Source organism: Cellulosimicrobium sp. SJTW-1, assembly GCF_047716875.1.
Lineage (GTDB): Bacteria > Actinomycetota > Actinomycetes > Actinomycetales > Cellulomonadaceae > Cellulosimicrobium > Cellulosimicrobium funkei.
Window position 1 is genome coordinate 2,247,184 of record NZ_CP136680.1, and the last position, 14,424, is coordinate 2,261,607.

Annotated in this window: 14 protein-coding genes; all 14 read right to left on the bottom strand. The window is 75.3% G+C overall.

Translation table 11 applies throughout. The features are described 5' to 3' along the window. Nucleotides 1-127: 127 nt before the first annotated feature. The 14 genes from lgt to RSE42_RS10315 all read right to left on the bottom strand — a co-directional run bounded on the left by lgt (nucleotide 128) and on the right by RSE42_RS10315 (nucleotide 14,421). Nucleotides 128-1,141: a prolipoprotein diacylglyceryl transferase gene (gene lgt, locus RSE42_RS10250; RefSeq protein WP_415296064.1), complete on the bottom strand. Its 1,014-nt coding sequence runs from the start codon at nucleotides 1,139-1,141 to the stop codon at nucleotides 128-130. After that, nucleotides 1,138-2,040: a tryptophan synthase subunit alpha gene (trpA, locus tag RSE42_RS10255; protein ID WP_076404781.1), complete on the bottom strand. Its 903-nt coding sequence runs from the start codon at nucleotides 2,038-2,040 to the stop codon at nucleotides 1,138-1,140. The genes lgt and trpA overlap by 4 nt, the downstream gene beginning before the upstream one ends. Beyond that, nucleotides 2,037-3,293 carry a tryptophan synthase subunit beta gene (trpB, locus tag RSE42_RS10260; RefSeq protein ID WP_144683841.1) on the bottom strand — a complete coding sequence of 419 codons (1,257 nt, stop codon included), beginning with the start codon at nucleotides 3,291-3,293 and terminating at the stop codon, nucleotides 2,037-2,039. Before trpB ends, trpA begins: the two co-directional genes overlap by 4 nt. A gap of 139 nt (nucleotides 3,294-3,432) precedes the next feature. After that, on the bottom strand, nucleotides 3,433-4,245 hold the full coding sequence (gene trpC, locus RSE42_RS10265; RefSeq protein ID WP_043651188.1) for an indole-3-glycerol phosphate synthase TrpC: 813 nt from the start codon (nucleotides 4,243-4,245) through the stop codon (nucleotides 3,433-3,435). A gap of 186 nt (nucleotides 4,246-4,431) precedes the next feature. Then, nucleotides 4,432-4,863: a DUF2752 domain-containing protein gene (locus tag RSE42_RS10270; protein ID WP_415296067.1), complete on the bottom strand. Its 432-nt coding sequence runs from the start codon at nucleotides 4,861-4,863 to the stop codon at nucleotides 4,432-4,434. A 12-nt stretch (nucleotides 4,864-4,875) separates the two neighbouring features. Further along, nucleotides 4,876-5,415: a DUF4190 domain-containing protein gene (locus RSE42_RS10275; protein WP_415296069.1), complete on the bottom strand. Its 540-nt coding sequence runs from the start codon at nucleotides 5,413-5,415 to the stop codon at nucleotides 4,876-4,878. Continuing rightward, a complete protein-coding gene (locus tag RSE42_RS10280) occupies nucleotides 5,412-5,687 on the bottom strand; it encodes an HGxxPAAW family protein (RefSeq protein WP_228075274.1) in 276 nt (91 codons plus the stop codon). Before RSE42_RS10280 ends, RSE42_RS10275 begins: the two co-directional genes overlap by 4 nt. A gap of 86 nt (nucleotides 5,688-5,773) precedes the next feature. Then, complete coding sequence (locus RSE42_RS10285; protein WP_415296071.1) at nucleotides 5,774-6,415, bottom strand: Trp biosynthesis-associated membrane protein; 642 nt, start codon at nucleotides 6,413-6,415, stop codon at nucleotides 5,774-5,776. Continuing rightward, the gene (locus RSE42_RS10290; RefSeq protein ID WP_061267739.1) at nucleotides 6,412-7,989 is read right to left on the bottom strand and encodes an anthranilate synthase component I; all 1,578 of its coding nucleotides are present in this window, start codon (nucleotides 7,987-7,989) and stop codon (nucleotides 6,412-6,414) included. The genes RSE42_RS10285 and RSE42_RS10290 overlap by 4 nt, the downstream gene beginning before the upstream one ends. Beyond that, nucleotides 7,986-8,420 (bottom strand): phosphoribosyl-AMP cyclohydrolase, encoded by a 435-nt coding sequence (gene hisI, locus RSE42_RS10295; protein WP_137280679.1) that lies wholly within the window; start codon nucleotides 8,418-8,420, stop codon nucleotides 7,986-7,988. The genes RSE42_RS10290 and hisI overlap by 4 nt, the downstream gene beginning before the upstream one ends. 117 nt (nucleotides 8,421-8,537) lie before the next feature. Continuing rightward, on the bottom strand, nucleotides 8,538-10,427 hold the full coding sequence (locus tag RSE42_RS10300) for an ABC transporter ATP-binding protein (protein ID WP_415296073.1): 1,890 nt from the start codon (nucleotides 10,425-10,427) through the stop codon (nucleotides 8,538-8,540). Further along, nucleotides 10,424-12,331, bottom strand: a complete 1,908-nt coding sequence (locus RSE42_RS10305; RefSeq protein WP_378223157.1) for an ABC transporter ATP-binding protein — start codon at nucleotides 12,329-12,331, stop codon at nucleotides 10,424-10,426. The genes RSE42_RS10300 and RSE42_RS10305 overlap by 4 nt, the downstream gene beginning before the upstream one ends. 252 nt (nucleotides 12,332-12,583) lie before the next feature. Beyond that, nucleotides 12,584-13,354 (bottom strand): imidazole glycerol phosphate synthase subunit HisF, encoded by a 771-nt coding sequence (gene hisF, locus RSE42_RS10310; protein WP_043651192.1) that lies wholly within the window; start codon nucleotides 13,352-13,354, stop codon nucleotides 12,584-12,586. Beyond that, nucleotides 13,351-14,421 carry an FKBP-type peptidyl-prolyl cis-trans isomerase gene (locus tag RSE42_RS10315; RefSeq protein WP_253705613.1) on the bottom strand — a complete coding sequence of 357 codons (1,071 nt, stop codon included), beginning with the start codon at nucleotides 14,419-14,421 and terminating at the stop codon, nucleotides 13,351-13,353. Before RSE42_RS10315 ends, hisF begins: the two co-directional genes overlap by 4 nt. Nucleotides 14,422-14,424 lie beyond the last annotated feature (3 nt).

The following is a 14,424-nucleotide window of genomic DNA, read 5'->3' on the forward strand; positions in this document are numbered from 1 at the left end:
TCACAGGCGCCCGACCGAGACGGCCGGGCTGGTTCCAGCTGGGGGGTTCGGGACGTCGTCGGCCCTGGTGGACATGACGGAACCACCGGGCGGTCGCCCGGCGGATTCGCCGTTGAGTGACGGAGGCTCAGCGACCGGGGTCTGGTCGCGCGGCATCTGCCTGCTCGGACTCCTCCGAGTCGTCGGAGTCCGCGGTCTTCTCGGGGTCCACGGCGTCGGTCGACTCCTCGACCGGCTCCGTGGGCTCCGTGGCGGGCGCCTCGCCCGGCGCGTCGAGGGACACCGTCTCCTCGCGCCCGGGGTGGCGACGCCCGACAACGATAAACGCTACCAACGCACCGACACCGACCAGGATCGAGGTCCAGACGTTCAGCCGGAGACCGAGGACGAGCTCGGCCTCGTCGATGCGCAGCATCTCGATCCACACCCGACCGAGCGTGTAGACGAAGACGTAGAGCCAGAATACCCGACCATGACCGAGCCGGAACCGACGGTCCAGGTAGATCAGGAGCAGGGCAGCGGCGATGTTCCAGACCATCTCGTAGAGGAACGTCGGGTGGAACAGCGTGCCCGGCGGGTAGCCGGCCGCGGCGGCGACCGAGTCGTCGACCCGCAGGCCCCACGGCAGCGTCGTGGGCGAGCCGAACAGCTCCTGGTTGAACCAGTTGCCGAGACGCCCGACGGCCTGTGCGAGGAGCAGCCCCGGGGCGAGCGCGTCGGCGAACGCCGGGAAGCTCACGCGCTGGCGCCGGCACCCGATGTACGCACCGACCGCGCCGAGCGCGACCGCGCCCCAGATGCCGAGGCCGCCCTCCCACACGTACAGCGCGCGGACGGGGTCCCCGTTCGGACCCCAGTACGGGTCGGGCGTCGAGAAGACGTGGTAGAGCCGCCCGCCGACGATCCCGAACGGGACCGCCCAGAACGCGATCTCCAGGACGTCGTCGGCCTCTCCCCCGCGCTCGACCCAGCGGCGGCGCGTGAGCCACAGGGCGACGCCGATCCCGGCGAGGATCGCGAGCGCGTAGGCGCGGATAGGGAACGGCCCGAGGTACCAGGTGTGCTGGGGCGGGCTCGGGATCGCCGAGGGCAGGGCGCCCGCGGCCCCCACGAGCTGCCCGACGGCGAGCGCGGCGCTCATGCGACCACCCCGCCGGGCGTCGTCGTGCCGGGCTGCTCCTGGCGGGCGGACCGCACCCCGGCCGCCAGCGAGGCGGCGACCGTGCGGAGCGCGGCGAGCCGCTCGTCCCACGGGGCGTCACCCAGCAGGGGCCGGACGAACGCCGAGCCGACGATGACGCCGTCGGCGTAGCGCGCGACCTCCGCGGCCTGCTCGGCCGTGGAGACGCCGAGGCCGACGCACACGAGCTCGGCGCCCGCCGCGCGCGTGTCGGCGACGAGCCGCGCGGCCTGGGGCCCGACGGCGGCGCGCACGCCCGTGACGCCCATCGTCGAGGCCGCGTAGACGAAGCCGCGCGACGCGCGCGCGGTGAGCCGGAGGCGCTCCGGCGTCGAGCTCGGCGCGACGAGGAACACGCGGTCGAGACCGTGCGCCTCGGCGGCGTCCAGCCACGCGCGGCCCTCGTCGGGGACGAGGTCGGCCGTGATGAGCCCGGCCCCCCCGGCCGCCGCGAGGTCGCGCGCGAACGCCTCGACGCCGTAGCGCAGCACGGGGTTCCAGTACGTCATGACGAGCACCGGCACGCGTCCGCCCGTGCGCTCCGTGACGGCCGCGACGACGCGGAAGACGTCCGCGACGCGCGCACCGCCGTCGAGCGCCGCCTGGGCAGCGGCCTGGATGACCGGTCCGTCCATGACGGGGTCCGTGTACGGGATGCCGAGCTCGAGCACGTCCACGCCCGAGTCCACGAGCGCGAGCGCCGCCTCGACGGAGCGCTCGACCGTCGGGAAGCCGACCGGCAGGTAGCCGACGAGCCCCGCACGGCCCTCCGCGCGCAGCTCGAGCAGACGGCGGGCGGTGGCCGACGCCGTCCCCGGCGTCGACGCCCCGGGTGCGTCCTGGGTCTGGGCGGCGCTCACAGCTGTCCCTCCGTGCCCGTCGCCGTCTCGGCGATCGCGTCGTCGTCCACGAGGTCGAACCACCGGGCGGCGGTCGCCACGTCCTTGTCCCCGCGCCCCGAGAGGTTCACGAGGATCACGTGGTCGGTGCGGCCCGCGGCCGCGGCCTCGCGCCCGACCCGCAGCGCGCCCGCGAGGGCGTGGGCCGACTCGATCGCCGGGATGATCCCCTCGGTGCGGCACAGCAGCCGGAACGCGTCCATCGCCTCGGCGTCGGTCACGGGCAGGTACGTCGCGCGGCCGAGGTCGTGGAGCCACGAGTGGGCGGGCCCGACGCTCGGGTAGTCGAGACCTGCGGACACCGAGTGGCTCGGCAGGGTCTGGCCGTCCTCGTCCTGGAGGAGGTACGAGCGCGCGCCGTGCAGGACGCCCGGTGCGCCGCCGCTGAAGCGGGCCGCGTGGCGGCCCGTCTCGATGCCCTCGCCCCCCGCCTCGAAGCCGAAGAGCTCGACGCCCTCGTCGTCGAGGAAGGCGTTGAAGAGCCCGAGCGCGTTCGAGCCGCCGCCCACGCACGCGGCGAGCGCGTCGGGCAGGCGCCCGATGCGGTCGAGGATCTGCGTGCGCGCCTCCTCGCCGATGACGCGGTGGAACTCGCGCACCATCTCGGGGAACGGGTGGGGCCCGGTCACGGTGCCTAGCAGGTAGTGCGTCGTGTCGACGTTGGCGACCCAGTCGCGCAGCGCCTCGTTGATCGCGTCCTTGAGGGTGCGCTGGCCGATCGTCACGGGGACGACCTCGGCGCCGAGGAGGCGCATGCGCGCGACGTTCAGCGCCTGGCGCCGCGTGTCCTCCTCGCCCATGTACACGACGCACTCGAGGTCGAGCAGGGCCGCGGCCGTCGCCGTCGCGACGCCGTGCTGGCCGGCGCCCGTCTCGGCGATCACGCGCTTCTTGCCCATGCGCTTGACGAGCAGCGCCTGGCCGAGGACGTTGTTGATCTTGTGCGAGCCGGTGTGGTTGAGGTCCTCGCGCTTGAGGAACACGCGCGAGGCGCCGGCGTGCTCCGCGAAGCGGGGCACCTCCGTGAGCGGGCTCGGGCGGCCGGTGTACTCGCGCTGCAGGCGCGCGAGCTCGGTCACGAACGCCGGGTCGTCGAGCGCCTTGCGGTACTCGGTCTCGAGCTCGTCGAGCGCGGCGACGAGCGCCTCGGGCACGTAGCGCCCGCCGAACTCGCCGAAGTAGGGGCCCTCCTGGGTCGCGAGGGAGCGCGTCAGGTCGGCGCGGACGGAGTGCGCGCCGCTCGGAGGGGTGGTCGATGGTGTCGAGTCGGGCACGGGGCCGGTCCTCCTGCGTGGTGGGGTGTGCTGGGCCGGGGCGCGGCGCCTGCGGCGTGACGGACGGTGCCGTCGTGCCTCAGGGCCGCACGGACCACAGCGACGGGTGCGACCCGGCCGCGACGAGGTCGGCGACGGACGAGCGCGGCGCGTCGTCGGTCACGAGCGCCTCGCCGACCAGCACGGCGTGCGCGCCGGAGCGGGCGTAGTCCATGACGTCGTGCGGCCCGCGCACGCCGGATTCGGCCACGCGGACGACCTCGTCGGGGATCGCGGGCGCGAGGCGCGCGAAGGTCGTGCGGTCGACGTCGAGCGTCTTGAGGTCGCGCGAGTTGACGCCGACGACCCGCGCCCCGGCGTCGAGCGCGCGCGTGACCTCGTCGAGCGTGTGGACCTCGACGAGCGCGGTCATGCCGAGCGAGTGCACGCGCTCGACGAGCGACGTGAGCACCGTCTGCTCGAGCGCCGCGACGATGAGGAGCACGATGTCCGCGCCGTGGGCGCGCGCCTCCCACACCTGGTACGGCGTCACGACGAAGTCCTTGCGGAGCACGGGGACGTCGACCCGCGCCCGGACGGCGTCGAGGTCGGCGAGGCTCCCGTTGAACCGCCGCTGCTCGGTGAGCACCGAGATCGCGGCCGCGCCGCCCTTCTCGTACTCCCCCGCGAGCTCGGCCGGGTCGGAGATGGACGCGAGCGCGCCCTTGCTGGGGCTCGACCGCTTCACCTCGGCGATGACGGCCACGGCGTCGTCCGCCTTGAGGCGGCTCACGCACTCGAGCGCACCGGGGACGCGGGCGGCTCGTTCCTTGAGCTCGTCGAGCGAGGTCGTCGCCTGGCGTGCCGCGAGGTCCTCGCGCACACCCGCGACGATGTCGTCCAGCACCGTCATCGTCCCACCACTCCCCGTGTCGTCCCGCCCCCTGCCGGGCCGGTCGGCCGGCGTGCACCCACAGGTTCGGGCCGACCCGTTGACAGGGAGGTACCTGCCATCGTAGAGCCGCCCCCGAGTGACGATGACCACGGCCCAGCCCCCGAGACGCGCGCGGCGCCGCCGGTCGCGGTCACGGCCGCCGGCTCAGGCGGCCACCGGGCCGAGCCACGGGACCAGGGCGGGCACGTTGCGCAGCACCCCGAAGAGCACGAGCACGGCGAGCGACGTCCACGCCACCCCCGCGGGCACGCGCGGCGCGGGGCGTCCGCGCCAGGCACGGACGAGCCACAGGCCCCACAGCACGACGAGCAGCGGCGTGACGACGACCCACAGCGGGTTCATGGACCAGGCCGCGGCGAGGTCGAGGCGCACGAGGTCGTGCGTGGCCCGCAGGCCGCCGCACCCGGGGCACGCGAGGCCCGTCAGGGTGAGCAGCGGGCACGTGACGTAGTGGCCCGGGCGGTTCGGGTCGACGGCGCCCACGTACGCCGTCGCGGCGGCGACGAGTGCACCGACGGCGAGCGGCGCCACGGCCTCGCGCGGCACCAGTCGTCGGCGCACCGCCTCGGACGTCACGTGGCCGCCCCGTCAGTACTGGTCGGGGATCGTGCCGACCCAGGCGAGGACGGCGGGGAAGAACACCAGCAGGAGCAGCAGACCGATCGCGGACAGGCCGATCGCGACCCAGCCGAGGATGATGCCCGCCGTCGCCATGCCGTCGTTGTCCGCCTGGCCCTCCGCGACGGCACGCTTCGCCGCGTTGCCCACGATGACCGCGGGGATGCCCGTGAAGAAGCCGCAGCTGAGCACGAACGCGGCGATGCCCAGAACGAGAGACCAGATCGCGAGGTTGTTCTTCGGGTAGTACGGCGGCGGCGCGTAGGCGCCTGCCGGGTACGGCTGGCCCGGGTACTGCTGGCCGGGATACGGCTGCCCGGGATACGGCTGCCCGGGGTACTGCTGGCCCGGGTACGGCTGACCGGGCTGCTGCTGACCGGGGTAGCCCTGGTCAGGACCCTGCGGGCCGGGGTGCTGCGGGCCGCCGGGCACCGACGAGCCGTACGGCGCCCGCGACCCGTCCTGCGGGGGCGTGCCGTCGTGCGGGCCCGGTGCCGGCGGCTGTGTCACCGCGCGTCCTGCTTCTTCTGCCCGTAGCCCATGTTGCGGAGCACGAGGCCGCCGACGAGCGCCACGGCCACGACGCCCATGCCGACCCAGAACAGCCAGACGGCGGCGACCACGACACCGATCGCGGCCACGAGGGCGCCGACCATGATGCCGATCATGGTGAACCACGCGGCGACGGTGTGGCCGTGGTTCGTGGGCGGTGCCGCGGGCGGCAGGTAGGCGATCTCGGTGGTCTGCTGGTTCTCGGCCATGAGGGTCGTGCCTTTCGTCAAGATGTGGTCAGAGCCTATCGGACCGGGCCGGGGCCCGTCCCGTCGCGGGACGTCGGCGGACGTCGCGTGGGACACGTCCGCGCTGCTCAGCGGTCCGTGGGGTCCTCGCCGCGGGAGAGCGCGTCCCACGCGTCGTGGTCGGAGACGTCCTCGGCGTCGGCGGGGCCCGCCGCGCCCGCGACCTCGGATATCCCGTCCGCGGGCGTGCCGGCTGCCGTCGCGGGCGTCGCCCCGGCCCGCTCGTGCCGCGTCGAGGCGCTCGCCCACGACCGCGCGCCGAGCGCCACCCACACCACCACGAGCACGGTGAGCACGCCGAGCACGGCCGCCACCCAGGGCGCCGCGGTGAGCTCGACCGGTGCGGTCAGCTCCGTCACGCCCGTCGCCTCGGCCACCGCCGACCGGGCGGTCGGCTCCGGGTCGATCGCGACGCTCAGCGCCGACACCGTCGCGACGACGCCGCTCGCCGCCGCGACCGCCAGGACGACCCACCGGCCGACCCGTCCCACGAGGCCGAGCGCGAGCGCGGCCGCGACGAGCACGAGCGCGGCCGCGCTCACGCCGGGTGCGGCCGACGTGCCGGCCACCGCGACGTCGACCTGCGGGTCGAGCGCGGTGGCCCCCGTCGTGCGCAGCCACGTGGGCACGGCCGCCGCGAGGGTCGCGCCCCCGAGGAGCAGCAGGACCCAGATGGCCGTGCGGCGGGCCGGGCCGCCCGGGCGGCTCACGCGAGCCCCCGCAGCCGCGCCGCGACCTGCACGGCGCGGACCGCCGCGGCCGCCTTGTTGCGCGACTCCGCGTACTCGAGCGCCGGCACGGAGTCGGCGACGATCCCGCCCCCGGCCTGGACGCTCGCGCGCCCGTCGCGGATCAGCGCCGTGCGGATGGCGATCGCCATGTCCATGTTCCCGTCGAAGTCGAAGTACCCGGCCGTCCCACCGTAGATCCCGCGCGAGGCGGGCTCGAGCTCGTCGATGAGGGCGATCGCGCGCGGCTTGGGCGCGCCCGAGAGCGTCCCCGCGGGGAACGTGGCCCGGAAGGCGTCGAGCGCGGTCGCGCCGTCGCGCAGCGTGCCGACGACCGTCGAGCACAGGTGCATGATGTGGCTGAACCGCTTAGTCGCCATGAACTCCACGACCTCGACCGACGTCGGCTCGCAGACCTTGACGAGGTCGTTGCGCGAGAGGTCGACGAGCATGATGTGCTCCGCGAGCTCCTTGGGGTCCTCGCGCAGCTCCTCCCCGAGCGCGACGTCCTCCTCGGGCGTCGCGCCGCGCGGCCGCGAGCCCGCGATGGGGAACGTCGTGACCCGCCCGTCCTCGACCTTGACCAGCGTCTCCGGGCTCGACCCGACGACCGCGAAGTCGCGCCCGTCCGCGTCCGTGAGCTGGAAGTAGTACATGTACGGGCTCGGGTTGATCGTGCGCAGCGCCCGGTAGACGTCCAGCGGGTCCGCCGGGCAGTCGAGGTCCAGGCGCTGCGAGAGGACGACCTGGAAGACCTCGCCCTCGCGGATCGCGTCCTTGCCCGCCACGACGGACGCCTCGAACTCGTCGCGCGTCGAGCGGAACTCGAGCTCCGGCTCGACGGCGTCGGCGGCCACGACCGACGCGACGTGCGCACCGCCGGCGACGAGGCGCGCCTGCATCGCGTCCAGGCGCCGCACCGCGTCGGCGTACGCCTCGTCGACCCGCTCGTCCGTGTCGTCGAAGTTGATCGCGTTCGCCACGAGCCACACGCTGCCCTCCGCGTGGTCGACGACCGCGAGGTCCGTCGCGAGGCACAGCGTGAGCTCCGGGACGCCCAGCTCGTCGGGCGCGTGCGCGGGCAGCGTCGGCTCCCAGTGCCGAATGACGTCCCACCCGATCGCCCCCGCGAGCCCGCCAGTCAGCGGCGGGAGGCCGTCGACCGCGGGCGTGCGCAGCACGTCGAGCGTCGCCTCCAGCACCTCGACCACGTCGCCCTCGCGCGGGACGCCCGCGGGCACGTCGCCCGACCACACCGCCCGGCCGTCGCGCGCCGTGAGGGTCGCGCGGGACGCGACGCCGACGAACGAGTACCGGGCCCAGCGCCCGTCCGACTCCGCGGACTCCAGCACGAAGGTGCCCGGCCGACCCTGCGCGAGGGTGCGGTAGAGCCCGACGGGCGTGACGTCGTCGGCCAGGAGGCGCCGCACGACCGGGACGACCCGGCGGGAGCGGGCGAGCGCGCGGAAGCCGTCGAGCACGGGCCACGTCGTGCCCCACGCGGGCCCGCCCGCGGGGACGGTGGTGGTGCCGGCCGGGTCGACGGTCGTGCTCACTGGTCCTCCTCCTCGTGGTCCGGTCCGACGGCGGGCGCGGCCCCGGCGTCCGGGGCACCGGGCGCGGACGGCAGCTCGCCGACGACGGCGCCCAGGTCTCCCCCGGCCTCGAAGCACGTGCGGGTGCCCGTGTGGCACGCGGCGCCGACCTGGTGCACGCGCACGAGGAGCGCGTCGCCGTCGCAGTCGAGCGCGACCGAGCGCACCACCTGGACGTGGCCCGACGTGTCGCCCTTGCGCCAGTACTCCTGGCGCGACCGGCTCCAGAACGTCACCCGCCCGGTGGTCAGGGTGCGGTGGAGCGCCTCGTCGTCCATCCAGCCGAGCATGAGCACCTCGCCGGTGTCGTGCTGCTGGACGATCGCGGCGACCAGTCCGGCGTCGTCGCGCTTGAGCCGCGCGGCGACCTCGGGGTCGAGCGCGGACGGGATCGTGGTCTGCGGGCCGGTCGTGGAGTCGGGCACCCGAGAATCCTGCCAGACGCCGGGCTGCCGCCGGTCCCCCGTCTCGCCCGACCCGGCGTGACGTCGGTCGCCCGACCGGGCAGGTCAGCGGGTCTGGGAGACCCAGGCGTCGTGCATGCGGGCGTAGACCCCGCCCGCGCGGGCGAGGTCGTCGTGGTGGCCCACCTCCACGACGTGCCCGGCGTCGACGACGACGACGAGGTCGGCCGCCTCGGCCGTGGAGAGACGGTGCGCGATCGTCAGCGTCGACCGGCCCGCGGTGAGCGACGCGAGCGCCCGTGCGATCCGGACCTCGGTGGCCGGGTCGACGGCGGACGTCGCCTCGTCCAGGACGAGCAGGTCCGCCTCGGCCAGGTAGGCCCGGACGAGCGCGACGAGCTGCCGCTCGCCCGCGGAGAGGGACTCGCCCCGCTGGCCGACCGAGGAGTCGAGCCCGTCCGGCAGGTCCGCGACCCAGTCGGTGAGGCCGAGCCGCTCGACGGCCGCCTCGATCCGGGCGCGACGCGCGGCAGCCGGCTCCTCCTCGGCGACGCCCCGGAGCCCGTAGGCGACGTTGTCGGCGAGCGTCCCGTCGAACAGGGAGCCCTCCTGGGGCACGAGCACGACGCGCTCGCGCAGGGACGCCACGGACAGGTCGCGCAGGTCCGTGCCGTCCAGGAGCACGCGCCCGCCCGTCGGGTCCATGAGCCGCGTGACGAGCTTTGCGATCGTCGTCTTGCCCGAGCCGGTCGCGCCGACGACGGCGACCGAGGCACGCGCCGGGAGGTCGAGGTCGACGCCGTGCAGCACCTCGGGCCCGTCGGGGTAGGCGAACCGGACGTCCTCCAGACGCACGTGGGCCGGGCCGCGCGGGCTTCGCACGCCGTCGAGGCCCTTGTCGACGACCTCGACCGGCGTCTCCAGGACCGCGAGGACGCGGCGCCAGCCCGCCACGGCGTTCTGCAGCTCGTTGAGGATCTCCGTCGCCATCTGGACGGGGCCGGTGAAGAGCTGGACGAGGAAGAGGAAGGCGAGGAGCTGGCCCACCGAGATGTCGCCCGCCACGCCGAGCAGCGACCCGACGACCACGACGACCGCGAGCACCAGGTTCGCGACGAGCACGCCGCTCGAGAACACGACGGCGACGAGCTTCTGCGCCCGGACCATCGCGCGCCGGGTCGCGTCGACCGCGGCGTCGACGCGACGGGCCGTCCGGGCCCCGGCGCCGTACGCGCGGATCGTCTCCGCGCCGACGACGGACTCCGAGATCGCGCCGAGCATCGCGCCGACCCGCGCGCGGACCTGGGTGTACGCGTCGTTGACCCGCGCCTGCGCGGGGCGCAGGACGAGGAACAGCGGCACGAAGCACGCCCACACCACGAGCGTGAGCTGCCACGAGTACACCGCCATGAGCGCCGTCGCGACGCCGATCTGCAGCACCGAGACGAGCAGCATGATGCCGCCCCACTGCACGAACAGCGAGATCGTGTCGACGTCGCTCGTGACGCGCGAGACGAGCGACCCGCGCCGCTCGGAGTTCTGGGTGAGCACCGACAGGTCGTGCACGTGCCGGAACGCGCGTACGCGCAGCGCGGCGAGGCCGGCCTCGGTCGACCGGAACAGGCGCACGTTGACGAGGGCCGAGCACAGCCCGGCGACGACGAGGATCACGGCGGCGACGCCCACGAGCACCGCGACGCGCGTCGTGTCCGGACCGCCGTCGGCGAGCACGCCCGTGTCGATGGTCTGCTGCACGGTCACGGGCACGACGACCCGGCCCAGCGCCGCGGCGACGGCGAGGCCGAGGGTCACCCAGATGCCGGCGAGGATCTGCGGCGACACCTGCACGCCGCGACGCAGCGTCGCGAGGACGCCCAGGGAGCTCGCCGAGGCGATGCGCGCGTCGCCGGTGCGGACGTCCGCGCCGCCGTCGACGGCGGGGCCCCCGCCCCGGCGGGGCGACCGCCCGGGTCGTTCGGTCGTGGTCCGGGTCATTCCTCCAGCGCCCCCGTCTCGACGTGCCGCACGACGTCGTCCTCCTCCGTCTCCTCCTGGCGCGCGAGGTCGTCGTCCCGGCGACCGTCGCGGACCTGGTCGTCCTCGCCCGCCTCGCGCACGGAGTCGTCCGTCGCGTCGGCGCGCTCGTTCTCCCGGCGCTCCGCCTCGCGCGCGTACGCCGTCGCGAGCTCGCGGTACCCGGGATCGCGGGCGAGCAGCTCGTCGTGCGTCCCGACGTCCACCACCCGCCCGGACTCCACGTGCACGACGACGTCCGCGAGCGCGACGCTCGACATGCGGTAGGCGACCATGACGACCGTCGGGCGGTCGTCGCCGCCCCGTGCGACGCCTGCGAGGATCTCCTGCTCGACCCGCGGGTCGACGGCCGACGTCGCGTCGTCGAGGACGAGCAGGCGCGGACGCCGGACGAGAGCGCGCGCGATCGCGAGACGCTGGCGCTGGCCGCCGGACAGGTTGGCCCCCCGCTCCCCGAGCGGGGCGTCGAGGCCCTCCGGGAGCCGCTCGACGACGTCGTCCACGCGCGCGAGCCGCAGGGCCGCCCAGACCTCCGCGTCGTCCGGGCCGGGATCGCCGTCGTCGACGAGCGTGACGTTCGCGCGCACGGTGTCCTCGAACACGAACGCCTGCTGCGCGACGAGGGCGACCTGCGTCGTGAGGTCCGCCTCGCGCACGTCGCGCGCGTCGGTGCCGTCGAGGAGCACGCGCCCGCGCGTCGGGTCCGAGAGCCGCGCGAGGAGCGAGACGAGCGTCGTCTTGCCGGCGCCCGTCGGGCCGACGACGGCGACCGTCGTCCCCGGCGCCACGGTCAGGTCCACGCCGTCGAGCAGCGTGAGCTCGCGGCCGCCCGCCCGGACGTCGACACCGACGCCCTCGAGCCGCACGCCCAGCCCGGCACCGGTCCCGCTCAGGGCCGACGTCCCGGGACGCAGCACGCCCCCGGCGTCGACGACGCGGCTGATGCGCTCGTACCCGACGAGCGCGCGCGGGAGCTCGCCGAGGACCCAGCCGAACGCGCGGACCGGCACGGCCATGACGGTCAGGAGGTACGCGGCGGTGATGATGTCACCGGGCGCGACGTCGCCCGCGGTGAGGCGCACGGTCCCGACGCCCAGCACGAGGAGCGTGCCGAGCGACGGCAGGAGCTCGATGACGGGGTCGAAGAACGCGCGCACGACACCGACCCGCACGTTCGCGGCGCGCAGCTCGTCGGTGCGCTCGGCGAAGCGGCGCTCCTCGCGGTCCGCGGTGCCGAGCGACGTGACGAGGAGCGCGGCCTCGAAGCTCTCGTGCGCGACGTCGGACACCTCGGCGCGCAGCTGCTGCGCCCGCGTGATGGCGGGCGACATGTAACGCTGGAACACGATGTTCACGGCGACGGCGACCGGGATGACCACGAGCGCCGCGCACGCGAGCCAGACGTCCACCCGGAAGAGCATCACGGCGGCGACGCCGATCATGACGACGACGCCCAGCGCGAACGGCAGCGGGTTGAAGACGCCCGTCGCGGCCTCGACGTCGGAGTTCGCGTTCGACAGGAGCTGCCCGGCCGGGTGCGAGCGGTGCCACGACATCGGCAGGCGCAGGTACTGGCGGGTCACCGCGGTGCGGTGGCGCGCCTGCAGCGCGGCGTACCCGTTGCCCGCGAAGATGCGCCGCGCGGCGACGCTCACCGCGAGCGAGAGCGCGATCCCGGCGAGCACGAGGCCCGCGACCCAGATGCGGCCGCGCGCGGCCTCGTCGCCCGCGAGCGCGGGCACCACGACCTCGTCGGTGACCCGGCCGACCGCGCCGCTCACGGCGACGGTCAGCGCGCCGAAGAGCGCGGAGGACCCGATCGCCAGCACGTACGTGCGGGGCTCGTCGCGGATGCCGCGCCCCATGAGCGCGAGCGAGCGGCGGACGCGGGAACCGGTGAGCGCGTGCGGTCGCCGGACCGACGGCTCGGCAGGGAGCCGGTCGCGGGGGCGGTCGTGCCGGGCGGCGGTGGCCGGCGGGTCGGTCGGGGCGGGCGGGGCGTCGGCGCCGGTGGGGCGCGTCCTGCTGCCGGGCACGGGACGGTCCTCGTCTTTCGTTCAGGGGGTGGCCCGATCCTCTCACGGGCTCCCGACACCGCCGCCGGGCGTCCGCGCCGGTCAGCGCACCTGCACGCCCTCGGCCCGCATCGCGTCCTTCACCTGACCGACGGTGAGGGCGCCGAAGTGAAAGACGCTCGCGGCGAGCACCGCGTCAGCCCCGGCGCGCGCCGCCGCCACGAAGTGCTCGGGCGTCCCCGCCCCGCCGCTCGCGATCAGCGGCACGCGCACCTCGGAGCGCACCGCGGCGAGCATCTCGAGGTCGAACCCGGCCGTCGTGCCGTCCGCGTCCATCGAGTTGAGCAGGATCTCGCCCGCGCCCAGCCCCGCGGCGCGCGACGCCCACTCCACGGCGTCGATCCCCGTGCCGCGACGCCCGCCGTGGGTCGTCACCTCGTAGCCGGACTCCGTCCGCACGTCGCCGGTCGTGCGGCGGGCGTCCACCGAGAGCACGAGCACCTGGCTGCCGAAGCGGTCCGCGATCTCCGCGATGAGCTCCGGGCGGGCGATCGCCGCCGTGTTCACGCCGACCTTGTCCGCGCCCGCGCGCAGGAGACGGTCCACGTCGTCCGCCGAGCGGACCCCGCCGCCGACCGTGAGCGGGACGAAGACCTGCTCGGCGGTCCGCCGCACGACGTCGTACGTCGTCTCCCGGTTGCCGGAGGACGCGGAGACGTCGAGGAACGTCAGCTCGTCGGCGCCCTCGGTGTCGTAGCGCGCGGCGAGCTCGACGGGGTCGCCCGCGTCGCGCAGGTTCTCGAAGTTCACGCCCTTGACGACGCGTCCCGCGTCGACGTCGAGGCACGGGATCACGCGGATCGCGACGGTCATGGGGAGTCTCCTCGGTCGGCCGGCGCTCCGCCGGTCGTGTCGGTGCCGGTCGTGCCGGTCGTGTCGGTGCCGGTATCGGTGCCGGCTGTGTCGTCGGCCGTGCCGGTGTCGCCCGCGCTCTCCTCGGTCACGGGGAACTGGGCGTCGAGGATGTCGACGACGTAGACGAGCGTCTCGCCGGCCAGCGGGTTGGCGGTGGCGCCGTAGGCCAGGTCGGGCGGCACGACGAGGAGCACCTGGCTCCCCACCGACTGCTCGAGGAGCCCTTGCTCCCACCCCTCGATGACCTCGCCGATACCGATCATCACCGACAGGGGCGCCGCGCCGTCCGTCCACGTCGAGTCGAAGACCTCGCCGTCGGACCAGCGCACGCCCGAGTACCGGACGGTGACCACCTGACCGACCTCGACCTGGCGCCCGTCGCCGCGGACGAGCGGCTGCACCACGAGGCCCGCGGGCGCCGCGGCCTCCGACGGGACGGTCACGCTCGGTGCGCCCTGCTCGTCGAGCGTCACCGTGGGCAGGCCCTCGACCGGCTCGACCGGCTCCCCGGACGCGCGCGTCGGCAGGACGTCGACGACGAGGGCGACGGGGACGCCGTCGTCCACCTCGAGGCGCAGCAGGCGCGCTCCCACGCGCTGCCCGCGCAGGAGGTCGCGCAGCTCGCGGCCGACGGACTCGTCGGTCAGCGTGCGCCAGCGCGGCGCGTCCGTGTACGTGTTCTGCAGGACGGTGCCGTCGCGCAGGTCCTCCGCGTAGAGGTTGAGCAGCAGCGGGCCGCCGTCGACGAGCTCCGCCCCGGCGCCCGGCCACACGACCTCCGACCGCGCGTCCGGCACGTCGAGCGGCGCGCGGTACTCCAGCGCGGGCGGGGCGCCGGACGAGCCGGCGACCGTGAGGTCGGTGTTGAGCGGCGTCTCCGTCGCGTCCTCCGGCTCCGTGCACGCACCGAGCACGAGCGCCGCGAGGAGCGCCACGAGCAGCACGAGCGCGGCCCGGGACGCGGGCGCACGACGAGCGCGCCGGACGCCCCGAGGGCGCCCGGCCGCGAGGGCCAGGTTCGTCACATC